Origin of the sequence: Pseudomonas sp. Pseusp11, assembly GCF_047304405.1 — a bacterium.
Classification (GTDB): domain Bacteria; phylum Pseudomonadota; class Gammaproteobacteria; order Pseudomonadales; family Pseudomonadaceae; genus Aquipseudomonas.
In genome coordinates this window covers 161,109-182,071 of sequence record NZ_JBGLZF010000003.1, presented here as the reverse complement: position 1 = coordinate 182,071, position 20,963 = coordinate 161,109, and the positions used below count along the sequence as shown (strand labels likewise).

The 20,963-nt window shown below is 58.3% G+C and carries 22 protein-coding genes; 12 read left to right on the top strand and 10 right to left on the bottom strand.

The window, feature by feature from the left end:
- Positions 1-51 precede the first annotated feature (51 nt).
- From ACCC96_RS03575 to colR, 4 genes are all read right to left on the bottom strand, one after another.
- Positions 52-279 carry a hypothetical protein gene (locus ACCC96_RS03575; RefSeq protein ID WP_026331876.1) on the bottom strand — a complete coding sequence of 76 codons (228 nt, stop codon included), beginning with the start codon at positions 277-279 and terminating at the stop codon, positions 52-54.
- A 141-nt stretch (positions 280-420) separates the two neighbouring features.
- Positions 421-1,089: a class I SAM-dependent methyltransferase gene (locus ACCC96_RS03570; RefSeq protein ID WP_018926583.1), complete on the bottom strand. Its 669-nt coding sequence runs from the start codon at positions 1,087-1,089 to the stop codon at positions 421-423.
- 142 nt (positions 1,090-1,231) lie between these two features.
- Positions 1,232-2,512: a sensor histidine kinase gene (locus tag ACCC96_RS03565; RefSeq protein WP_019651374.1), complete on the bottom strand. Its 1,281-nt coding sequence runs from the start codon at positions 2,510-2,512 to the stop codon at positions 1,232-1,234.
- Entirely contained in the window at positions 2,502-3,185 is a 684-nt protein-coding gene (colR, locus tag ACCC96_RS03560; protein WP_007938890.1) for a two-component system response regulator ColR, read from the bottom strand. Before colR ends, ACCC96_RS03565 begins: the two co-directional genes overlap by 11 nt.
- A gap of 201 nt (positions 3,186-3,386) precedes the next feature.
- Between colR and ACCC96_RS03555 the strand changes: the two genes are divergently transcribed.
- Together ACCC96_RS03555 and ACCC96_RS03550 are read left to right on the top strand one after the other, a co-directional pair.
- The gene (locus ACCC96_RS03555) at positions 3,387-5,336 is read left to right on the top strand and encodes an LTA synthase family protein (RefSeq protein ID WP_413695011.1); all 1,950 of its coding nucleotides are present in this window, start codon (positions 3,387-3,389) and stop codon (positions 5,334-5,336) included.
- A 53-nt stretch (positions 5,337-5,389) separates the two neighbouring features.
- A complete protein-coding gene (locus ACCC96_RS03550; RefSeq protein WP_019651372.1) occupies positions 5,390-6,133 on the top strand; it encodes a phosphatase PAP2 family protein in 744 nt (247 codons plus the stop codon).
- A 150-nt stretch (positions 6,134-6,283) separates the two neighbouring features.
- Here the strand turns inward: ACCC96_RS03550 and groL are convergent, their stop codons facing one another.
- From groL to ACCC96_RS03530, 4 genes are all read right to left on the bottom strand, one after another.
- Complete coding sequence (groL, locus tag ACCC96_RS03545; protein WP_019651371.1) at positions 6,284-7,930, bottom strand: chaperonin GroEL; 1,647 nt, start codon at positions 7,928-7,930, stop codon at positions 6,284-6,286.
- 49 nt (positions 7,931-7,979) lie between these two features.
- Entirely contained in the window at positions 7,980-8,273 is a 294-nt protein-coding gene (locus ACCC96_RS03540) for a co-chaperone GroES (protein WP_018926588.1), read from the bottom strand.
- 245 nt (positions 8,274-8,518) lie between these two features.
- Positions 8,519-8,995, bottom strand: coding sequence for an FxsA family protein (locus tag ACCC96_RS03535; protein WP_019651370.1), 477 nt, complete (start codon positions 8,993-8,995; stop codon positions 8,519-8,521).
- Positions 8,996-9,061: 66 nt separating this feature from the next.
- Entirely contained in the window at positions 9,062-9,793 is a 732-nt protein-coding gene (locus tag ACCC96_RS03530) for a HugZ family protein (protein WP_413695010.1), read from the bottom strand.
- A gap of 165 nt (positions 9,794-9,958) precedes the next feature.
- Here ACCC96_RS03530 and ACCC96_RS03525 point away from each other — a divergent pair, with 165 nt between their 5' ends.
- A complete protein-coding gene (locus ACCC96_RS03525; RefSeq protein ID WP_018926591.1) occupies positions 9,959-10,717 on the top strand; it encodes an SDR family oxidoreductase in 759 nt (252 codons plus the stop codon).
- A gap of 112 nt (positions 10,718-10,829) precedes the next feature.
- Here ACCC96_RS03525 and apbC read toward each other — a convergent pair whose 3' ends face one another.
- Positions 10,830-11,924: an iron-sulfur cluster carrier protein ApbC gene (apbC, locus tag ACCC96_RS03520; RefSeq protein ID WP_019581546.1), complete on the bottom strand. Its 1,095-nt coding sequence runs from the start codon at positions 11,922-11,924 to the stop codon at positions 10,830-10,832.
- A gap of 198 nt (positions 11,925-12,122) precedes the next feature.
- Between apbC and metG the strand changes: the two genes are divergently transcribed.
- The 8 genes from metG (at position 12,123) to ACCC96_RS03480 (ending at position 19,036) form a co-directional block, all read left to right on the top strand.
- A complete protein-coding gene (gene metG, locus ACCC96_RS03515) occupies positions 12,123-14,177 on the top strand; it encodes a methionine--tRNA ligase (RefSeq protein ID WP_019651367.1) in 2,055 nt (684 codons plus the stop codon).
- Positions 14,178-14,349: 172 nt separating this feature from the next.
- The gene (locus ACCC96_RS03510; protein ID WP_413695009.1) at positions 14,350-14,919 is read left to right on the top strand and encodes an Rnf-Nqr domain containing protein; all 570 of its coding nucleotides are present in this window, start codon (positions 14,350-14,352) and stop codon (positions 14,917-14,919) included.
- Positions 14,916-15,920 (top strand): electron transport complex subunit RsxB, encoded by a 1,005-nt coding sequence (gene rsxB, locus ACCC96_RS03505; protein WP_019651365.1) that lies wholly within the window; start codon positions 14,916-14,918, stop codon positions 15,918-15,920. The genes ACCC96_RS03510 and rsxB overlap by 4 nt, the downstream gene beginning before the upstream one ends.
- Positions 15,907-16,899 carry an RnfABCDGE type electron transport complex subunit D gene (locus ACCC96_RS03500; RefSeq protein ID WP_413695008.1) on the top strand — a complete coding sequence of 331 codons (993 nt, stop codon included), beginning with the start codon at positions 15,907-15,909 and terminating at the stop codon, positions 16,897-16,899. Before rsxB ends, ACCC96_RS03500 begins: the two co-directional genes overlap by 14 nt.
- Positions 16,896-17,507 (top strand): RnfABCDGE type electron transport complex subunit G, encoded by a 612-nt coding sequence (locus tag ACCC96_RS03495; RefSeq protein WP_413695007.1) that lies wholly within the window; start codon positions 16,896-16,898, stop codon positions 17,505-17,507. The genes ACCC96_RS03500 and ACCC96_RS03495 overlap by 4 nt, the downstream gene beginning before the upstream one ends.
- Positions 17,500-18,114: an Rnf-Nqr domain containing protein gene (locus tag ACCC96_RS03490; protein ID WP_258672518.1), complete on the top strand. Its 615-nt coding sequence runs from the start codon at positions 17,500-17,502 to the stop codon at positions 18,112-18,114. The genes ACCC96_RS03495 and ACCC96_RS03490 overlap by 8 nt, the downstream gene beginning before the upstream one ends.
- Positions 18,111-18,749 (top strand): endonuclease III, encoded by a 639-nt coding sequence (gene nth / locus ACCC96_RS03485; protein ID WP_258672517.1) that lies wholly within the window; start codon positions 18,111-18,113, stop codon positions 18,747-18,749. Before ACCC96_RS03490 ends, nth begins: the two co-directional genes overlap by 4 nt.
- A 107-nt stretch (positions 18,750-18,856) precedes the next feature.
- Entirely contained in the window at positions 18,857-19,036 is a 180-nt protein-coding gene (locus ACCC96_RS03480; protein ID WP_007898493.1) for a PA3496 family putative envelope integrity protein, read from the top strand.
- 91 nt (positions 19,037-19,127) lie between these two features.
- Here the strand turns inward: ACCC96_RS03480 and ACCC96_RS03475 are convergent, their stop codons facing one another.
- Positions 19,128-19,754 carry a response regulator transcription factor gene (locus ACCC96_RS03475; protein WP_007938913.1) on the bottom strand — a complete coding sequence of 209 codons (627 nt, stop codon included), beginning with the start codon at positions 19,752-19,754 and terminating at the stop codon, positions 19,128-19,130.
- A 561-nt stretch (positions 19,755-20,315) separates the two neighbouring features.
- Here ACCC96_RS03475 and ACCC96_RS03470 point away from each other — a divergent pair.
- Complete coding sequence (locus tag ACCC96_RS03470; protein ID WP_413695006.1) at positions 20,316-20,897, top strand: hypothetical protein; 582 nt, start codon at positions 20,316-20,318, stop codon at positions 20,895-20,897.
- Positions 20,898-20,963 lie beyond the last annotated feature (66 nt).

Sequence of the window (20,963 nt, the reverse complement as noted above, 5' to 3'; positions counted from 1 at the left end):
AAAGCAAAAGGCCTCGCAACTGCGAGGCCTTTTATTTGGGCTTCAATCTGTTCAACTCTGTGGCCTCAGTCCCTGAGAAAGTCCGAACATGAACAGTAACAAGTCATGATCGGGTTGAGTGGCCACGGGTGCTTTGGCTACCCGGGGCAACGGACAATGTGCGTCGCCGTGCACGGAACTGAGGACCTGCGTGCGGGGCTGCTCCCAGGCAGCCACCGCCAAAGAAGCAACTGCCAAGGCTCCGGCTAAAAACAAACCTCGTGCAATTTCGAGTTTCATTGCAATAAGCCTTTGATAGCGCTGCCAAACGCCTTGTTATAAAAGTAGACGAGTTTTTTCCAGTCTGTATCGCTGAACGACGAGTGGCGACGCCCTTGCTTCAGGTCATGGGGCGCAGCTGCATAGTGCACTGTCATTCTGTTACCTCTTGCGTAATACATAGACCCGCCACATGGCATAGAGCGGTAAAAAATCCATTTGCCCCTGAATATGGAAACCCGCCTGCTCGAACTCCTTTTCAATCGTAGCAGCCGGTAACACAAATCGAGTCTGGTAACCTTCCTGCCCACGCAGCCTCTCGGCGCGCTTGCGTTTCCAGGCCTTGAAATTGCCGTCTACCCACAACGAAACAATCACGCTGTCGCGGGTGACACGCTCGAATTCACGCAGGATGGTCAGTCGTTGCTCGGCTTCACCGATGTGATGGAGCAGACGCATGCAGAAAATGCTGTCGACCGCGTTATCGGGCAAAGCAATGTCGAATGCAGACGTGTGCAAGGGTTGTACCCTTTTGACCACATCGGCGGGTTGCGTGCGCATGGCAGTCTTGAGCATGGACACCGAGTTGTCGGCCCCGATGATGACACGGTTGTGCTTTTCCGCGAGCAACGGCCAGAAACGCCCGGCACCGCAGGGCAAATCGAGGACCAGGCCAGGTTCACCGGCCAACGCCAGGGCCTTTCGCGCCAGGTGTTCATCGCGCCATTGGGACAGCCGGCGACCGAGCCCCACCTGGTGCTTGCGCACATTTTTCTGTGCGGGTTGATCGTCGTATTTTTCGGAGAAGCCGAGCTTTATCGGGCCAGCCATGACTGCAATCTCCTGAGCTTCTGATGACAACCACCTTAAGTTGCGGGGTGTCAGCGTCAGGTCATGCCTTGGTGAAAATTTCGTCAGGTAAAACCCGGAATCATTTCAGGGTTTTACGGAGCCGATTTATTTTTCAACCCATTCATCGCTTTCTCTGACTCAACTCCACCTGGAAGCGACAACCGTTGGGCTCCATGTTCGTCAGGCTGACACTCCAGCCCTGGTTCTCGCAGATCCGTTGCACCAGCGACAGCCCCAGCCCCAAGCCCTCGCCACGCTTTTCGCTGCCGCGCACGAAAGGCTCGAACATCGCCTCGCGTTTTTCTTCGGGAATGCCTACACCACTGTCCTCGACCACGAACCCCGTATCCGTCAGGGCCAGGCGGATAAACCCATGCTCGGTGTAATGCAGCGCATTGCGCAACAGGTTACCCATCACCGCGTGCAGAAGCGTCGCGTTATAGCGAGTGTCCGGCGGGTTGCCCAACTCGACATTCAACGTCAGGCCCTTGGCTTCGATCGGTTCGCGCCATTGGCAAAGCAACCCGTCGGCCACCTGACTGAGGCTTTGCTGGGGGCCCATGCTGGCGTCTTCATGCTGAGCGCGGGCCAGCATGAGGAAGGTCTGCACCAACTCGCGCATCTCTGCGCAAGCCCGGGCGATCCGCTCGACCTGGGCACGCCCGCGCTGATCGATGCCGGGGTTTTCCAGCAACAATTCACAGGAACTGGCCAACACCATCAATGGCGTGCGCAGTTCGTGGCTGACGTCACTGGTGAACAATCGCTCACGGGTCAACGCCTGACGCAAGCGCCCGAGGGTGGCGTCGAAGGCCACGGCCAGCTCGCCCACTTCATCGGCGGCATAATCCGGCGCCAGTGGCGGTGCCAGGCCCAACAGCTGATCGCGATGGCGCACCTGGCGGGCCAGTCGTACCACCGGCGCCATCACCTTGCGCGCCAGCACCCAGCCCAGAAATACCGCCAGCGCCAGGCTCAGCACGAACCCCACCAGCACTACGGCAAACAGCACCCGTTCACGCTCTTCAAAATCGCTCTGGTCCTGCAACAGCACGTAGCGCCGTCCGTCGACGATTTCGACCATGGCGTGATACGACAGATGGTCGCGAAAGACTTCATGAAAACCCGAGTCCAGGTGCCGCAAATCCTTGGGTAACTCAAAGTCGCCCGGCCCGCCGCTGAAATAGAACAACTGGTCCGGCTCTGGGCGGTGGCTCCAGTCCGTCACGCTGTCCATCAGCAACAGGCGTTGCAAATCGCCACCCAGGCCTGACGAAATCAGTTTCTCCTCCACCAGGTGCACGGTCGCGATGATGCCTATCGCGAAGGCTCCCGCGACCAATGCGCTCATCAACGCAAAGGCGATGATGATCCGTTGCGAAAGGCTCTGCTTAAACTCCATCACGGCCCTCGGCCAAGCGGTAACCGACGCCGTGCACCGTGTGCAGCAAGGGTTTGGCGAACGGCTTGTCGATCACCTGGCGCAATTGATGGACGTGGCTGCGCAGGCTGTCGCTGTCCGGGCAGTCGTCGCCCCACAGGGCCTCTTCGAGAATTTCCCGACGCAGCACGTGCGGGCTTTTCTGCATCAATACTGCCAGCAGCTTCAGGCCCACCGGGTTGAGTTTCAGCAGACGGCCTTCGCGCGTTACCTCCAGGGTATCGAGGTCGTAGCTCAGATCGCCGACCTGCAAGGCACGGCGACCGCCACCCTGGGCACGGCGCATGACCGCCTCGATGCGCGCCGCCAGTTCGGACAGGGCAAAGGGTTTGATCAGGTAATCGTCGGCACCGGATTTGAAGCCTTGCAGACGGTCGTCCAGTTGATCGCGCGCAGTGAGCATGATCACCGGCGTATCACGGCGGGCGTCTTCGCGCAGGCGCTTGCACAGGGTGTAGCCATCGATGCCAGGCAGCATGATGTCGAGTACGATCAAGTCGTAATGCTCGGTGGCCGCCAGGTGCAAGCCAGATAAACCGTCCTGCGCGCAATCCACGGTGTAACCTTTGAGCCCCAGATAATCGGCCAGGTTGGCCAGGATATCGCGGTTGTCTTCAACCAATAGAATTCGCATCGGCACCTCCTCCGTATACAGTAACGGCCGTCTTGGCCCGCGCAGCTTAAGGCCAAGTGTGACTCAGGGCTAGGGCGGCCGGTCGTAGAATCGATGCGCTCAACCAAATAATGGTGCTAACAAGTTTTTCACTGTCGGTTCACAACCTGACTACAGCGTTCAAGAGAAACTTTCGCGCGATTGAAATAGGGAATGTAGATAATGGATTGTTTGAAGACGGCGCCAATGCGCCTTCTGCTGCTGGTAACCGGTTCCTGGCTGGTAATTTTTCTCCTGACCCGAAGCGTTCTGCTCCTCACTCACCTGGATGAGGCCGGCAGCGGGCTCCTGTCCGTGTTTGGCATCGGCCTGCTTTATGACCTGGGTTTCATTGCCTACGCGGCGCTGCCCATGGGCCTCTATCTGCTGCTATGCCCGCCGGCCTTGTGGCGCCGCCGTGGCCATCGCTGGTTCCTCCGGGGCCTGCTGACCGTCAGCCTGTTCGCCATGCTGTTCACGTCGGCGGCCGAATGGCTGTTCTGGGATGAGTTCGGTGTGCGTTTCAACTTCATCGCCGTCGATTACCTGGTCTACTCCGACGAAGTGCTGAATAACCTGCTGGAGTCGTACCCGATCGGCAAGCTGCTGAGCCTGCTCGCGGTGCTGGCCGTAGTCCTGAGCTTTGCGCTGCGCAAATACTTCAACGCTGCGCTGGATGCACCATTGCCTGCCATGCGCGGGCGTCTGCTGAATGCGCTCGGCCTGCTGATCGTCGCGGGCCTGAGCGCGCAACTGCTCAGCCAGGATGCGCCACGCGCTCAGGGCGGCAATGCCTATCAGAACGAACTGGCGAGCAATGGCCCGTACCAGTTCTTCGCCGCCTTTCGCAATAACGAACTGGATTACCCGCAGTTCTACAGCACCCTGCCGACCTCCGTCGTCGCGCAACAGATTCGCGCTGAACTGACCGAGCCCAATGCTCGCTTTATCGGCGAGGATCCACAGGACATCCGCCGGATGATCGATAATCCCGGCACCGAACGAAAACCCAACATTGTGCTGGTCACCATCGAAAGCTTCAGTGCCAAGTACATGGGCAGCAATGGCGACGATCGCAACCTGACACCAAACCTCGATGCCTTGCGCAAACAAAGCCTGTACTTCAATAATTTCTACGCCACCGGCACCCGCACCGATCGCGGCCTGGAGGCCATCACCCTGGCCATTCCACCGACGCCGGGGCGCTCGATCGTCAAGCGCGTGGGTCGTGAAAGCGGTTTCGCCAGTCTCGGCCAGCAACTCAGCGCCGTGGGTTACGACAGCGTATTCGTGTATGGCGGGCGCGGTTACTTCGACAACATGAACGCGTTCTTCAGCGGCAACGGCTATCGCGTCGTCGACCAGAGCAGCGTCGATGAATCAGAGATTCACTTCAAGAACGCCTGGGGAATGGCTGACGAAGACCTCTATAACCAGACCCTGAAACTGGCCGACGCCGACTACGCCAGGCAACAGCCGTTTCTGCTGCAGTTGATGACCACCTCCAACCATCGCCCCTACACCTACCCGGATAACCGGATCGATATCAAATCCGGTAACGGACGCGACGGTGCGGTGAAGTACACCGACTTCGCCATTGGTCAGTTCCTTGATCAGGCGCGCAAAAAACCCTGGTTCGATAATACAATCTTCGTCTTCGTTGCCGATCACACGGCTGGCAGCGCTGGCAAAGAAGACTTGCCGATCAGCAACTATCAGATTCCGCTGTTCATCTATGCACCGAAGCTGATCGACGCTCGGGAAACCGCACAGCTGGCCAGTCAGATCGACCTTGCGCCAACGTTGCTCGGGCTGCTGAACCTGGATTACCAGTCGACGTTCTTCGGTCGCAACCTGTTGCAGGACAATCCACTGCCGCCGCGAGTGGTGGTTGGCAACTATCAACATCTGGGCTTGTTCGACGGCAAGGATTTAGCGATCCTGAGCCCGCGTGAGGGTCTGCGTCGCCACGACGATGCACTGACCGACAGTCGCGAATCACGGGCCACCACCGTTGATCCGTTGATCACCCGCGCAATCACTTATTACCAAACTGCCAGTCATGGCTTCAAGCAACAGCTGCTCGGCTGGAAAGCGCCCACGGAGGGCAGCCGCCAAGTCAGCGACCGTTAACCGAATGGCCCCGGGCTGATGCCCCGGGGTTTTTCCATTCATCAGGATCCACCATGTCATCAACCGCTGTCCGTCCCATCTCCCGCCCGCTCAACTTCTGGCTGTATCTGGGAGTGCCCGCCATTGCGGCGATCACCCTGCTGCTGCTCGAATTGACGTCCCTGGACATGGACCTTGCCAAGCTGTTCTATGATCCGGTCGCCGGTGCATTCATCGGGCGCCACAGTTATTTCCTGGAAGACATCCTGCATGACCGGGCAAAGCAAGTGGTCATTGCCTTTTCGGTGTTCTCGATCCTGGGCTTTGTCGGCTCCTTTTTCATTGAAAGGCTCAAACCGTTCAAACGTGAAATGGGTTGCCTGGTGTTGTCTCTGGCGCTGTCAACCTCCTTTGTCACTCCGCTCAAAGCGGCAACGGCGGTGCAATGCCCATGGAGCCTGGAACAATTTGGCGGGCACGAAACCTACAGCGAACTGCTGAGCCCTCGCCCGCATACCGACAAGCCAGGCCGCTGCTGGCCAGGTGGTCATGCGGCGACCGGTTTCACCCTGTTTGCGTTGTTCTTTGTGTTGCGTGACCGACGCCCACGGCTGGCACGCTATGCGTTTATCTTCGCTTTCACGTTGGGCTCGGTGTTTTCCATCGGCCGGATGATGCAGGGCGCGCACTTCTTCTCGCACAACGTGTGGACGGCGGTTTTCTGCTGGCTGTTTTGCCTGGGGGCGTACTACTACATCCTGTACCGGCCAGCCTCCAAGATTGAACAGGCAAACGAGGCAAAACCGGTCAGCGCCTGAACAAAGATCAAAAGATCGCAGGCTTCGCCAGCTCCTACGCGGGGTCGAGTTCCTCTGTAGGAGCTGCCGCAGTCTGCGATCTTTTGAAGGGCAATAAAAAGCCCCGCCTGCTCAACGCAGGCGGGGCTTTTTTATAGGGGTAAGGCTGGCTTACATCATGCCGCCCATGCCGCCCATACCGCCCATGTCTGGCATACCGCCGCCAGCTGCGCCGTCTTTCTTCGGTGCTTCGGCAACAGCGGCCTCGGTGGTCAGGATCAGACCGCCAATCGAGGATGCAGCTTGCAGAGCCGAACGGGTTACCTTGGTTGGGTCCAGGATGCCCATTTCGATCATGTCGCCGTATTCGCTGGTGGCAGCGTTGTAACCGAAGTTACCTGCACCCTGCTTGACCTTGTCGACAACCACGCTTGGCTCGTCGCCGGAGTTGGCAACGATCTGACGCAGTGGCGCTTCGACTGCACGACGCAGAACTGCGATACCGACGTCCTGATCGGCGTTGTCGCCTTTCAGTTCGCTGATGGCTTGCAGGGCACGGATCAGTGCCACGCCGCCGCCAGGTACCACGCCTTCTTCAACGGCTGCACGGGTAGCGTGCAGGGCGTCTTCAACGCGGGCTTTCTTCTCTTTCATTTCAACTTCGGAGCCAGCGCCAACCTTGATCACTGCAACGCCGCCGGACAGTTTGGCCAGGCGCTCTTGCAGCTTTTCACGATCGTAGTCGGACGAAGTGTCGGCCACTTGCTGACGGATCTGGGTCACGCGAGCCTGGATGTCAGCCTCAACGCCGGCGCCGTCGATCACGGTGGTGTTTTCTTTGGACAGGATCACGCGCTTGGCATTACCCAGGTGTTCCAGGGTAGTGCTTTCCAGGCTCAGACCGATCTCTTCGGAGATCACGGTACCGCCGGTCAGAACAGCGATGTCCTGCAGCATGGCCTTGCGACGGTCGCCGAAGCCTGGAGCCTTGACGGCTGCGACTTTAACGATGCCACGCATGTTGTTCACAACCAGAGTCGCCAAGGCTTCGCCTTCAACGTCTTCGGCCACGATCAGCAGTGGACGGCCGGCTTTGGCAACGGCTTCCAGTACTGGCAGCATTTCGCGGATGTTCGAGATCTTTTTGTCGACCAGCAGGATCAGCGGACCGTCCAGCTCGGCAGTCATGGTCTCTGGCTTGTTGACGAAGTACGGGGACAGGTAGCCACGGTCGAACTGCATGCCTTCAACAACCGACAGTTCGTTTTCCAGGCCCGAGCCTTCTTCAACGGTGATCACGCCTTCTTTACCGACTTTTTCCATGGCTTCGGCAATGATGTCGCCGATGGAGTTGTCGGAGTTGGCCGAGATGGTACCTACCTGAGCGATTGCCTTGGTGTCAGCGCAAGGCTTGGACAGGTTCTTCAGCTCTTTGACGATAGCGATGGTCGCTTTGTCGATACCGCGCTTCAGGTCCATCGGGTTCATGCCGGCAGCGACGGCTTTCAGGCCTTCGTTGACGATCGACTGAGCCAGAACGGTAGCGGTGGTGGTGCCATCGCCTGCGTCATCGTTGGCACGGGAGGCAACGTCTTTGACCAGCTGCGCGCCCATGTTTTCGAAGCGGTCTTCGAGTTCGATTTCTTTGGCTACGGAAACGCCGTCCTTGGTGATGGTCGGAGCGCCGAAGCTCTTCTCGATGATCACGTTACGGCCTTTCGGGCCCAGGGTCGCTTTTACTGCGTCAGCCAGAACGTTGACACCGGTGAGCATTTTCTTGCGGGCGGAGTCGCCGAATTTAACTTCTTTAGCAGCCATGATCGATATTCCTTAAATACTTTGTAGTAGCGGGAAAATGAGCGGGGAATCAGCCTTCGACAACAGCGAGAATCTCGTTCTCAGCCATGATCACCAGGTCTTCGCCATCGACTTTCACAGTGTTGCTGCCGGAGTACGGGCCGAACACCACCTTGTCACCCACTTTCACGGACAGTGCACGCACTTCGCCGTTGTCCAGCACTTTGCCTGGGCCTACAGCTAGGACTTCACCCTGGTTTGGCTTCTCAGCAGCCGAACCTGGCAGGACGATACCGCCAGCGGTTTTCTTTTCTTCTTCGCTGCGACGGATAACGACGCGGTCATGCAGAGGACGAAGCTTCATTGTCGATCTCTCCTAATTGTGGTTTTCATCGGCCGGTGTAGTCCCGGCGGGTTTAACAAATCCGGCGGCGCCGGGTGCGGTTCGTCGAGCGAACCGCGGAAGTCTGTCTGGCGCAATTGCCAGAAACCTTGCGGTGACCGTTACATAAGGGCGCGCGAGCCTATTTCAAGGGCCGTGAGCGAAATTTTTACGTCGATCCCCTGAAAACGAACACGGCACCCGAAGGTGCCGTGTCGATGGACATGTTACTTGGAGTCGCGGTGTTCGAACTCGCCTTCGATCACGTTGGGCTCACGGCCCAACGGCTGACGTGGCGCAGGACCGCCCCGCGGCTGAAGGTCATCGGCAAACGCACGCTGGCGCATCGCTTGTTCCTCGGCGCGCTGGCGCATTTTATTGGCCAGCAGTCGACGAGAGATCGGCAGCAACATAATCAGACCCAGTACGTCGGTGACGAAGCCCGGCAGAATCAACAGACCACCCGCCAGGGCCAGCATCAGGCCTTCGAGCATGGTCTGGGCCGGCAACTCGCCGCGGCTCAGGCTTTCACGAGCGCGCAGCGCAGTAGCCAGACCGGCGATACGCAGCACGAATACGCCGAGCATCGAGCCGAGAATGATCAGCAGCAGGGCCGGGAAAAACCCGATCGCCCCGCTGACCTTGACGAATACGAACAGCTCCAACACCGGAAACAGTACAAAGAGCAACAAAAAAGGGCGCATCAAATGGTTCCTCAACGCAAGTAAGCCTTGCCAGTGTTCCTTAGATGACGTCGCCGTTTCGTGAATTCAAGCGTCGGCCACTTGATTTTTCGGCCAATGCTCGGCGTGAGCCAGGAAAACCAAGGCTTCCCGGACTTGTGTCGGCGTATTACAAGGCACTTGAAACGGCAGCCAGTAGAGCCCCTGACCGATGCGCAAGTGCATGCCTTCGCTGTCGATGCCGACCAATTGCGCCGGCACGGTTTTCGGCAGGCCCGCCAAGTCGACATAGTGGGCGATGGCTTTGGCGTGATCGGCATTCATGTGCTCGACCATGCTCACTTCGGCCTTGCCGGCGAACGGGTTGGCGAGGGTCAGTTGGTCGACCCAGTGAATCGCGCCGAAGCCGCCGATGTAACGGTGGCGTACCGGTTTGAGCACCCAGAAATCGAAATCGTGGGCCTTGTGATAGTTCTGCGAATCCGGGAAATAGCGGTAGTAACGCTCGGCTGCCGCTTCGATGGCTGCGGCGTCCGCAAGCTTTTCCCCTTCGGCCAGGTAGGTCAGCCGACCAACGGCTTGCACGTCTTCGGCCTCGCGTTCACCCACCAGCAGCGAGCATTTCGGATCCTTCAGCAGGTTGTGAGTGTGCTGAGCGATGCGGCTGATAAGGATCAGCGGCCGGCCCTGTTCGTCCAGACAGTACGGAACCACGGAGCCAAACGGGAAACCGGGCATCGCTTTGGAGTGCGTCGAGAGCACTCCACGGTATTCCTTGAGAAGCAATTCTCGGGCATGCTTAGCCACTACAACGCTCAATTTATGACTCCTTATATAGATTCCGTCGAAAAAACGGACAGGCGTCTGGGTGAAAGTTCCAGTACGCCACAGGGGCAGTTCTCATGTGCAGCCAGGCCACATCAGGCTCAGATCGAGAGGCCCTCTAGAAGGAGAAACACTCCGATCGGCTATGGGGCTATGCGAATGCAACTCACTGACAAAGTAATCATTATCACCGGCGGTTGCCAGGGTTTAGGCCGTTCCATGGCCGAGTATCTTGCAGGTCGTGGCGCCAAGCTGGCCCTGGTGGACCTGAACCAGGAAAAACTCGACGCCGCCGTCGCCGCTTGCAAGGCCAAGGGTGTCGAGGCTCGCGCCTACCTGTGCAACGTCGCCGATGAAGAGCAAGTGACCCACATGGTCAGCCAAGTGGCCGACGATTTCGGCGCGATCCATGGCCTGATCAACAACGCCGGCATTTTGCGCGACGGCCTGTTGCTGAAGGTCAAGGACGGCGAAATGACCAAGATGAGCCTGGCCCAATGGCAGGCGGTAATCGACGTCAACCTGACCGGCGTGTTCCTGTGCACCCGTGAAGTCGCGGCAAAAATGGTCGAGCTGAACAACAGCGGCGCGATCATCAATATCTCGTCGATCTCACGCGCCGGCAATATCGGCCAGACCAACTACTCCGCCGCCAAGGCCGGTGTCGCTGCGGCGACCGTGACCTGGGCCAAGGAACTGGCGCGCTACGGGATTCGCGTGGCGGGCATTGCGCCGGGCTTCATCGAAACTGAAATGACCCTGAGCATGAAACCTGAAGCGCTGGAGAAAATGACCTCCGGGATCCCGCTCAAACGCATGGGCAAACCCGAAGAGATCGCCCAGTCGGCGGCCTACATTTTCGAGAATGACTACTACACCGGTCGGATTCTGGAGCTGGATGGCGGGTTGCGTATCTAAAGCAAGATCAAAAGATCGCAGCCTCGCTTCGCTCGACAGCTCCTACAAATGGATTGGCTTACACCTGTAGGAGCTGTCGAGCGAAGCGAGGCTGCGATCTCTTTTCAGCGATTTAATCGTCGCTGACGGTGATGTTCGGCATCGCCGGCGTCGCAGCTTCCTGCAACACGATCCGCGCGCCGACATGGCGGGCCAGTTCCTGATAAACCATCGCAATCTGGCTGTCGGGCTCGGCGATCACCGTTGGCTTGCCGCCATCGGCCTGTTCGCGGATCAGCATCGACAGCGGCAACGAAGCCAACAGTTCGACACCGTACTGGTTGGCCAGCTTCACACCACCGCCCTCACCGAACAAATGCTCGGCATGCCCGCAGTTGGAGCAGATGTGCACGGCCATGTTTTCGACCACGCCCAGCACCGGGATGTTGACCTTGCGGAACATTTCCACGCCCTTGCGCGCATCCAGCAATGCCAGATCCTGCGGGGTGGTCACGATCACCGCACCGGCCACCGGGACTTTTTGCGCCAGGGTCAACTGGATGTCGCCGGTGCCTGGCGGCATGTCGATGACCAGGTAATCCAGGTCGCCCCAGGCCGTTTGCGTGACCAGTTGCAACAAGGCGCCGGACACCATCGGCCCACGCCAGACCATCGGCGTGTTGTCGTCGGTCAGGAACGCCATGGACATCACTTCGACGCCATGGGACTCGATCGGAATGAACCATTTCTGATCCTTGACCTGAGGGCGGGTGCCTTCAGGGATGCCGAACATGATGCCCTGGCTCGGACCGTAAATGTCCGCGTCGAGAATCCCCACCTTGGCGCCTTCACGAGCCAGCGCCAGCGCCAGGTTGGCGGCCGTGGTGGACTTGCCCACACCGCCCTTGCCAGACGCCACGGCTACAACGTTCTTGACGTTGGCTAACCCCGGAATCTGTGCCTGGGCCTTGTGTGCGGCAATCACGCTGGTGATCTCGACGCGGGCAGTGACCACGCCGTCCAGGCCCTCGATGGCCAGCTGCAACAACTGCGCCCAGCCACTCTTGAACAGACCGGCGGCGTAACCCAGCTCCAGCTGGACGCTGACGCGATCGCCCTGGATATCGATGCTGCGCACGCACCCGGCGCTGACCGGGTCCTGGTTCAGATAAGGGTCGGTATATTGGCGAAGGACGGCTTCCACCGCTGCGCGATTGACGGCGCTCATGGGCAACTCCGATAGCAAGACTGGAAAATCAGGCGGGTATCCTAACCGTTCTGTCGCCTGGACGGGATGCTTTCAGAATATGACAAATATCTTATGGCCGGCGGGTACAAAGGTCCGTGGAGGCTGGCCGTGGGGGTGAAAAATATGCGCCGGCGCTTTATAGTGGCCGACCTCCGTTTCATCAAGTAGCCGAGCCCCATGTCCGAGCCACGCAAGATCCTCGTCACCAGCGCCCTGCCCTATGCCAATGGTTCGATCCACCTCGGCCATATGCTGGAATACATCCAGACCGATATGTGGGTGCGCTTCCAGAAGCATCGCGGTAACCAATGCATTTATGTCTGCGCCGACGACGCCCACGGTTCGGCCATCATGCTGCGCGCAGAAAAGGAAGGCATCACCCCGGAACAACTGATCGCCAACGTCCAGGCTGAACACAGCGCCGACTTTGCCGAGTTCCTGGTGGACTTCGACAACTTCCACTCCACTCACGCCGAAGAAAACCGTGAGCTGTCGAGCCAGATCTACCTGAAGCTGCGCGACGCCGGGCACATCGCCACGCGCTCGATCACGCAGTATTTCGACCCGGAAAAGAAAATGTTCCTGGCCGACCGCTTCATCAAGGGCACTTGCCCGAAATGCGGCACCGAAGACCAGTACGGCGACAACTGCGAAAAATGCGGTGCAACCTACGCGCCGACCGACCTCAAAGATCCGAAGTCGGCAATCTCCGGCGCCACGCCGGTGCTCAAGGATTCCCAGCACTTCTTCTTCAAGCTGCCGGACTTCCAGGAAATGCTGCAAGCCTGGACCCGCAGCGGCACGTTGCAAGAGGCCGTGGCCAACAAGATCGCTGAATGGCTGGACGCCGGCCTGCAGCAGTGGGACATCTCCCGCGATGCGCCGTACTTCGGCTTCGAAATTCCTGATGAGCCAGGCAAGTACTTCTACGTGTGGCTGGACGCGCCGATCGGCTACATGGCCAGCTTCAAGAACCTGTGCAACCGTACGCCTGCACTTGATTTCGACGCGTTCTGGGGCAAGGACTCCACCGCCGAGCTGTACCACTTCATCGGCAAGGACATCGTCAACTTCCACGCCCTGTTCTGGCCAGCGATGCTCGAAGGCGCCGGTTTCCGTAAACCGACCGGCATCAATGTGCACGGCTACCTGACCGTCAACGGTCAGAAGATGTCCAAGTCCCGTGGCACCTTCATCAAGGCCCGGACCTATCTGGATCACCTGTCGCCGGAATACCTGCGCTACTACTACGCGGCCAAGCTGAGCCGTGGCGTCGATGACCTGGACCTGAACCTCGAAGACTTCGTGCAGAAGGTCAACTCCGACCTGGTCGGCAAAGTCGTCAACATCGCCAGCCGTTGCGCCGGGTTCATCAACAAAGGCAACGCTGGCGTGCTGGTGGCCGGCAACGCCGCGCCGGAGCTGACCGAAGCGTTCCTGGCCGCAGCACCGAGCATCGCCGAAGCTTACGAGGCGCGCGACTTCGCCCGGGCCATGCGCGAAATCATGGGCCTGGCCGACCGTGCCAACGCCTGGATCGCCGACAAGGCACCGTGGTCGCTGAACAAACAGGAAGGCAAGCAGGATGAAGTCCAGGCCATCTGCGCCTTGGGCATCAACCTGTTCCGCCAACTGGTGATTTTCCTCAAGCCGGTGCTGCCGCTGCTGGCCGCCGATGCCGAGGCGTTCCTGAACGTCGCACCGCTGACCTGGAACGACCACGCCACCTTGCTCAGCAACCATCAGCTGAACGAGTTCAAACCGTTGATGACCCGCATCGACCCGGTAAAAGTGCAAGCCATGACCGACGCCTCGAAAGAAGACCTGACCGCCAGCCAGACCGACACCGGCGAAGCTGCCGCGCCTCAAGGCAACGGCGAACTGGCCAAGGATCCGCTGTCGCCGGAGATCGAATTCGATACCTTTGCCGCGGTCGACCTGCGCGTCGCCCTGATCCTCAAGGCCGAAGCCGTCGAAGGGGCCGACAAACTGCTGCGCCTGACCCTGGACATCGGTGACGAGCAACGCAACGTGCTCTCCGGCATCAAGAGCGCCTACCCGGACCCGGCCAAGCTTGAAGGTCGCCTGACCATGATGATTGCCAACCTCAAGCCGCGCAAAATGAAATTCGGCGTCTCCGAAGGCATGGTGATGGCAGCCGGACCTGGTGGCGAAGAAATCTACCTGCTGAGCCCCGACAGTGGCGCCAAGCCAGGTCAGCGCATCAAGTAAGGTCCTGCGCTAAACCGATCCCACAGTCGTGCCCGGCGCGACTGTGGGATTTTCATATCTGGCCCACCCTCCTTCCTTGCCGGATAATGCCTAATCTCTTTTTAGAGAGTTCTTTTTAGAGAGCCCTTTCTAGAGAGCCCCTTAAGAAAGCCCTGTTCTTACCGGCACGATCATGACCGAACTGCTTCTTACGCTTATCAGCGCTGCCCTGATCAACAACCTCGTGTTGCACTGGCCGCTGGGCGTCGATCCGGTACTGGGCAGCGAGCGGCGACAGGTGCATGCATTGGGCATCGCGACGACGTGCCTGATGCTGATCGTCGGCACGCTCGGCCATGCGCTCTACTACTGGCTGCTGGTGCCGCTGGGGCTGACGTCGCTGCGACTGTTCGCATTCCTGCCGCTGAGCGTTCTGCTGATCGGCCCACTGCTGAAGCTGCTTCCACGGTTATTCGCCAAGCTTTCATTCGAGGGTCTCTGGCCTCTGCTGCTGGGCAATGCCGGCGTGCTTGGGCTGACGTTGCTCAATACTCAGGACGACAAGGGACTTTTCCACGCCATAGCCCTGAGCCTCGGTGCCGGGCTGGGTTTCTGGCTGGTGCTGAGCCTGTTCAGCGACTTGCGCCAACGCACACTCGATAACGATGTCCCCCTGCCCTTTCGCGGCCTGCCGATCGAATTGATCGGCGCCGGATTGATCGCGGTGGTTTTTCTCGGATTCAGCGGGCTGATCAAAACATGAGTCTGATTCAACGCATCGATGCCCTCTTGCCGCAGACCCAATGCGGCAAGTGTGGCCACCCTGGATGCAAACCGTACGCCGAAGGCATCGCCAGCGGCGAGCCGATCAACAAGTGCCCACCGGGCGGCAGCGAAACCATCGCGGCCCTCGCCGAGCTGCTGAAAGTGCCGGTGCTGGAACTGGACGTCAGTCGCGGCTCGGCACCAGCGCAAATCGCGTACATCCGCGAGGCTGAATGCATCGGCTGCACCAAATGCATTCAGGCCTGCCCGGTCGACGCGATTGTCGGCGCGGCGAAATTCATGCACACGGTCATCGTCGACGAATGCACCGGTTGCGACCTCTGCGTGGCGCCCTGCCCGGTGGATTGCATCGAGATGCATCCGCTACCGCTGGCCACGCTGCCGATTGTCGGTGGCCTGGCGTTCAGCCTGGAGGAGCAACAGGCCCGGGCCGCCAAGCGCAATCGTGCGCGCCGTCGCTTCGAACAGCGCAATGCCCGCTTACACCGCGAAGAGCAACAGAAACTCGCCGAACGCCAGGCCCGCGCCCAACGTGCCGTGCAGCACAGTGAAGTGACGCTCGACCCGGTTCAGGCCGCGCTGGAACGCGTGCGCGCACAGAAGGCCGCCAATGCCGATGCGGCGCTGAAAAAGGCCAAGGTCGATCTGGCGATGAGTCGGGCGCAGCTGAACAAATCGCTCAAGGCCTTCGGGCATCCACCGACCTTCGAACAGCAATCGCAACTGATCGTGTTGCAACAACAGTTCGAAGCCGCCGAACAGGCGCTGTTGCTGCTGGAAAGCAGTGCGCCGCAAGTCGCTGCGACACCGACTCCGGCGAACGATGCCGAGCTGAAAAGGGCGAAGATCCAGTTGGCCATGCGCCGCGCCGAACTGAAAAAGGCTCAAACAAGCGAAGCGTCGGCCGAACAGATCGCAGCGTTGCAACATGCGCTCAGCGAAGCCGAGCGGCAGGTGGATGCCTATGCCGCCCCTTGAATCGGTGGACGAACGCCTTCAGCAGGCCATGAAGCTGGTGTTGCTGGCCACCCTGCCGGGAATGCTGATGTTGTTCTGGCTGTACGGTTGGGGCGTGTTGATCAACCTGATTCTGACGGCAGCTACCGCACTGGCCGTCGAAGCAGCGGTGTTGCAGCTGCGCAAGCAACCTGTAAAACCGACAGTGAGCGATGGCAGTGCGCTGGTCAGCGCGACCCTGTTGGCCCTGGCCTTGCCGCCTTATTGCCCGTGGTGGCTGACGGTCAGCGCTGCGGCATTCGGACTTTTTTTCGGCAAGCACCTGTATGGCGGCGTCGGCAGGAATCCGTTCAACCCGGCGATGCTCGGTTTCGCCCTGGTTTTAGTGACATTTCCCCAGCAAATGACCCATTGGCCGTCGTCCCATGGCATGGACTTGCTCGCAGGCCTGCAACAAGTGTTCGGCTTCAGTCTCGGCCAGACGCCAGACGCGTGGGCCCAGGCCACCGCGCTGGACAGCCTGCGAATCAACAAAAGCCTGACCATGGACGAACTGTTTGCCGGCAACCCGGCATTCGGCCATTTCGGCGGCCGGGGCGTGGAATGGGTCAACCTGGCCTTCCTGGCCGGAGGCGCATTTCTGCTGCAACGGAGAGTGTTCAGCTGGCATGCGCCGGTCGGCATGCTCGCCAGCCTGTTCGTCATCAGCCTGTTGTGCTGGAACGGTTCGGGCTCCGATTCCCATGGCTCGCCACTCTTCCATCTGCTCACCGGCGCGAGCATGCTGGGTGCCTTCTTCATCGTGACGGAACCGGTATCCGGCGCGAAAAACCCCACGGCCCGGTTGCTGTTCGGCGCCGGAGTGGGGCTGCTGACTTACCTGATCCGCACGTGGGGCGGCTATCCCGACGGGGTGGCCTTTGCCGTCCTGCTGATGAACCTCTGTGTACCGGCGCTGGAGCGGTTTGCCGCCTCCAGGCAAGCGCAGGTTAGCCCATGAACCGAGCGACAAGCGTTGTGACCCTGGTAGTACTGGCAGTCCTGGGGACAGGCGCGACTTACCTCGTGCAGCACACCAGCGCCGCACGCATTGCCGCCGAGCAACGCCTGATCGACAGCCGCAATTTGCTGGATCTGCTAGCGCCCGACAGCTACGACAATCAGCCACTGGAACACCCCCTCAGCGTCGAAAACACTCGCCTGCCCAACAGCATGCTGCTGAGTGGCTACCTGGCGTCCAAGGCCGGCCAACCGAGCGCCGTGTTGCTGCGCAGCCAGACACTGGGCTACGCCGGCGCCATCGATTTGCTGATCGCCATCGACCCGCATGGCAAGTTGCTGGGGGTCAAAACCCTCAAGCAATCGGAAACCCCGGGGCTGGGCGGCAAGCTCGCCGACTGGCCCAATGCCTGGCTGCAAGTGTTTACCGGCAAGTCTCTAGGCGAACCAGGCGACACGGGCTGGGCCTTGAAAAAGGACCAAGGGCAATTCGATCAGATCGCCGGCGCGACCATCACCTCAAGAGCGGTGATCAATGCCACTCACGATGCATTGCGCTACTTCGACGAACACCGGCAATCGCTGATCGGGAGCAGTGCCCATGAATAAGTCATCAACCCTGCAGAACTCGCTGATGCTTGCGCCGCTGATCGGCGTCACTGATTCGTTGGTAACGGCCCTGGGCCTGTGGCTGACGTTCGCTCTGGTGCTCAGTGTTTATGACGTGAGCATGGGTATCTTGCGCTCACGACTGATTCCGGCAACCCATTTACTGGCCTGCCTCCTGCTGGCTGCCACACTGACCAGTTGTGTAGAACTCGCCACACAAGCCTGGTCGCTTCAATGGCACCAGCATCTGGGGTTCTATACCGGATTGATCGCCTTGCAATGCGTGGTGCTGGAACATAACGGTTTTTTCCAGGGCACAAGGCGTGACCGCCTGCGCCTGTGCGGCCTGTTCGGCGCCTTGATGATTGGCCTGGGCCTGCTGCGCGAGCTCATCGGCAACGGGACACTGGGTAGCCATCTGCCCTGGCTGACCGGTGCCATGCAACCGGACTGGCAAGGTTGGGTGCTCACCGCTGACGGTGGCTTGCGCTTGGCCACGCTGGCCCCCGGCGGGTTTATTCTGCTGGGGCTGCTGATCGCCGCACGTCAGGCCTGGACCCGCCCCTCCCCCACATTGACCTCCTTCGAGGAAACGCATCGCCCATGAATGCCGCAAAACGTCTGGAAATTTTCCGCAGGTTTCACGAAGACAATCCTGAACCGAAGACCGAGCTGGCCTATTCCTCGCCGTTCGAACTGCTGATTGCCGTGATTCTCTCGGCGCAATCGACCGATGTCGGCGTCAACAAGGCCACCGCCAAACTGTTTCCGGTGGCCAATACGCCGGCGGCGATTCATGCCTTGGGCGTTGAAGGATTATCGGAGTACATCAAGACCATCGGCCTGTATAACAGCAAAGCAAAAAACGTGATCGAAACCTGTCGCTTGCTGGTAGAGCGCCATGGCGGTGAAGTACCGCAGACCCGCGAAGCGCTGGAAGCGTTGCCCGGCGTCGGCCGCAAGACCGCCAATGTGGTGCTCAATACCGCCTTTCGTCAGTTGACCATGGCCGTGGACACCCACATTTTCCGGGTCAGCAACCGTACCGGCATTGCTCCGGGCAAGAATGTGGTCGAGGTGGAGCAGAAACTGATGAAATTCGTGCCGAAGGAGTATCTGCTCGACGCCCATCACTGGCTGATTCTCCATGGACGCTACGTTTGCCTGTCCCGCAAGCCACGTTGTGGCAGCTGCCGGATCGAGGACTTATGCGAATACAAGCAAAAGACCTCGGACGATTGAGGCTCTATTAGTTTTCTTGATTAGCCGATTGAAAAAATCTTTTTTACCCGCCGGGAAATTGTCGATATAAGGAGCGCCAAAGGCAGTCTTAGCCTGGAGTTAACCTTATGAGCACTGGCAAAGAGCAATTGGACGTAGAAGACGACTTCACCCCCGTTGAGGCCGATGACGCAGAACCGGTGGTGGAAGTAGCGAAGACCAACCTGAGCAAACGCCGCACCATCGACAATCTGCTGGAGGAGCGCCGACTGCAAAAGCAATTGGCCGATTACGATTTTGACCTATGACACCTAAAAGCCTCCCGAAACGGAGGCTTTTTACTAAGTGCCCATCCCCGACAAACGCCCGCTCATCGCCCCTCGTCAAACGCTGGCGTACTCATACCAGGCCATTACGTTGAGCCAATTCAATAAGATCGACCAGTGAGCGAGCATTGAGCTTCAGCAACAGGCGAGTCTTGTAAGTACTGACGGTTTTATTGCTGAGGAACATTCCATCGGCGATTTCCTTGTTTGTCTTTCCTCGGGCCAACTGCTGCAGGACCATCATTTCCCGCCCGGACAACCGATCTACCATGTCGGCTTCACTGGCATTCCCAAGACTGGAGCGCACAGTATGCAGCGCCTGATTAGGAAAGTAGCTATAACCTGACAGTACGGCCTTTATTGCACTGAGCAACTCAGTAAGATCCTGTTGTTTACAGACATATCCGGCGGCACCCGATTGCATACAACGCATGGAAAAATGCCCTGGAGCCTGGGACGTCAATATCAGCACTTTAAGAGGCATCGCCGCCGATGTCAGGCGCGCGATAACTTCCAGCCCATCCAGTTTTGGTATTCCAATATCCAGGATGACAATATCCGGCATAAGTTCACGGGCAATTTGTAATGCATCCACGCCATTATCTGTTTCTGCAATGACTTCGTAGCCATGACGCTCCATTAGCATACGTACCGCAAGACGAATGACGGGGTGATCATCCACGATCAGCACTTTATTCATGGGCAAGTCCAATTTTCGCTGTTCGAATTTTTAGAGCCCGCACCATAGCCTAGTCGTTTCACCCATGGCATGCCGTCCCCCTCGACCACTCGCACCGAGAGACATCACCTACAAACAACACGGATTATTCCTACAAGAAATCATTGCACACGATGAGCCAGTGACTTTATTGGCCGAACACTGCTAAACGCTTCGACAGTTTCTTTGTAACAATTCACACCCAAAAAAACAGGGTTCAACGCCCTTGGTCCGACAGACCGCGACTATTAAGCTACCCTTAAAGGTAACGAGTATCTTGCAGAGTCTTACATAGCCCGGCCCAAACTGCTGGAAAAATCCTTACACACAGCAACACTTCACAAGTAAAACAAACCCACACAACTTCAAAACAAATAAACAGCCATACACAGCTCCAGAACAATGCAGTTACTATATCAATCTCAACCACACAACAGAAAGAAACTTAAAATAATAAAAACAAAAAAAACACTCATACACACACCAGCAAAACACGCTCTATAAACCAACAGAGAAAAAGATAATATCCAATGAGTAAAAAACATGATAAAACTCAAAAAAAGAATCACCAACCCCATGACAATAATTGCAATATTTGCAGCACTGTCCGAAACATCAGCCGCTGTATCACTGCCCTTTCTTGACAACAAGGAGAGAGAGCTCTATGTCTGGTTTCTAATCAGCTTTCCCTTTTATTTGCTTTTTCTTTTCTTCGCCACACTTAACTTCAATTATCGGTCGCTTTACGCGCCCTCCGATTTCGAGAAGGGAAAGCATTTTATAAAAGTCCTGGACAACGCTGATCAGTCGGGAAACAGCACTTCCAGAGTATCGCCTGAACGCTCGGCCCAACACCATGTGCAGCTGCCCGCACCGCTAAAGGATCTGCACATCATTGATGCACGCTGGATAACCAAAAATATGGCGTTCAGCGCCCTGATGGAGAGTATCCAGCACGCTCCGGATAATCCTGCACAAGTGATCGTATTTCTCACATGCGCCGATTCGGAGGTAGTGCTGAAGGACAGCGCACCCAAACATTGGAAACAACTAAAGAAACGCAGCAACGCAACGTTCTGTATTTCTTACAATTTGAGCTCACATGACGTGACGATCATGGGCTAGGTTTTGACCCGTCGCACAGAGCAAGGCAGCCCTTGAAGTGAGATCAAAGGCAGGCAGCAGAAGGAA

What these genes read in the sequence shown, in the direction of transcription:
- ACCC96_RS03490 (WP_258672518.1), top strand. Translation starts at nt 17,500, where the DNA reads ATGAATAAGTCATCAACCCTGCAGAACTCGCTGATGCTTGCGCCGCTG.
- ACCC96_RS03570 (WP_018926583.1), bottom strand. Translation starts at nt 1,089, where the DNA reads ATGGCTGGCCCGATAAAGCTCGGCTTCTCCGAAAAATACGACGATCAA.
- colR (WP_007938890.1), bottom strand. Translation starts at nt 3,185, where the DNA reads ATGCGAATTCTATTGGTTGAAGACAACCGCGATATCCTGGCCAACCTG.
- ACCC96_RS03525 (WP_018926591.1), top strand. Translation starts at nt 9,959, where the DNA reads ATGCAACTCACTGACAAAGTAATCATTATCACCGGCGGTTGCCAGGGT.
- ACCC96_RS03575 (WP_026331876.1), bottom strand. Translation starts at nt 279, where the DNA reads ATGAAACTCGAAATTGCACGAGGTTTGTTTTTAGCCGGAGCCTTGGCA.
- ACCC96_RS03500 (WP_413695008.1), top strand. Translation starts at nt 15,907, where the DNA reads ATGCCGCCCCTTGAATCGGTGGACGAACGCCTTCAGCAGGCCATGAAG.
- ACCC96_RS03550 (WP_019651372.1), top strand. Translation starts at nt 5,390, where the DNA reads ATGTCATCAACCGCTGTCCGTCCCATCTCCCGCCCGCTCAACTTCTGG.
- ACCC96_RS03535 (WP_019651370.1), bottom strand. Translation starts at nt 8,995, where the DNA reads ATGCGCCCTTTTTTGTTGCTCTTTGTACTGTTTCCGGTGTTGGAGCTG.
- ACCC96_RS03555 (WP_413695011.1), top strand. Translation starts at nt 3,387, where the DNA reads ATGGATTGTTTGAAGACGGCGCCAATGCGCCTTCTGCTGCTGGTAACC.
- ACCC96_RS03470 (WP_413695006.1), top strand. Translation starts at nt 20,316, where the DNA reads ATGATAAAACTCAAAAAAAGAATCACCAACCCCATGACAATAATTGCA.
- ACCC96_RS03565 (WP_019651374.1), bottom strand. Translation starts at nt 2,512, where the DNA reads ATGGAGTTTAAGCAGAGCCTTTCGCAACGGATCATCATCGCCTTTGCG.
- ACCC96_RS03475 (WP_007938913.1), bottom strand. Translation starts at nt 19,754, where the DNA reads ATGAATAAAGTGCTGATCGTGGATGATCACCCCGTCATTCGTCTTGCG.
- rsxB (WP_019651365.1), top strand. Translation starts at nt 14,916, where the DNA reads ATGAGTCTGATTCAACGCATCGATGCCCTCTTGCCGCAGACCCAATGC.
- metG (WP_019651367.1), top strand. Translation starts at nt 12,123, where the DNA reads ATGTCCGAGCCACGCAAGATCCTCGTCACCAGCGCCCTGCCCTATGCC.
- groL (WP_019651371.1), bottom strand. Translation starts at nt 7,930, where the DNA reads ATGGCTGCTAAAGAAGTTAAATTCGGCGACTCCGCCCGCAAGAAAATG.
- ACCC96_RS03510 (WP_413695009.1), top strand. Translation starts at nt 14,350, where the DNA reads ATGACCGAACTGCTTCTTACGCTTATCAGCGCTGCCCTGATCAACAAC.
- ACCC96_RS03480 (WP_007898493.1), top strand. Translation starts at nt 18,857, where the DNA reads ATGAGCACTGGCAAAGAGCAATTGGACGTAGAAGACGACTTCACCCCC.
- nth (WP_258672517.1), top strand. Translation starts at nt 18,111, where the DNA reads ATGAATGCCGCAAAACGTCTGGAAATTTTCCGCAGGTTTCACGAAGAC.
- apbC (WP_019581546.1), bottom strand. Translation starts at nt 11,924, where the DNA reads ATGAGCGCCGTCAATCGCGCAGCGGTGGAAGCCGTCCTTCGCCAATAT.
- ACCC96_RS03495 (WP_413695007.1), top strand. Translation starts at nt 16,896, where the DNA reads ATGAACCGAGCGACAAGCGTTGTGACCCTGGTAGTACTGGCAGTCCTG.
- ACCC96_RS03540 (WP_018926588.1), bottom strand. Translation starts at nt 8,273, where the DNA reads ATGAAGCTTCGTCCTCTGCATGACCGCGTCGTTATCCGTCGCAGCGAA.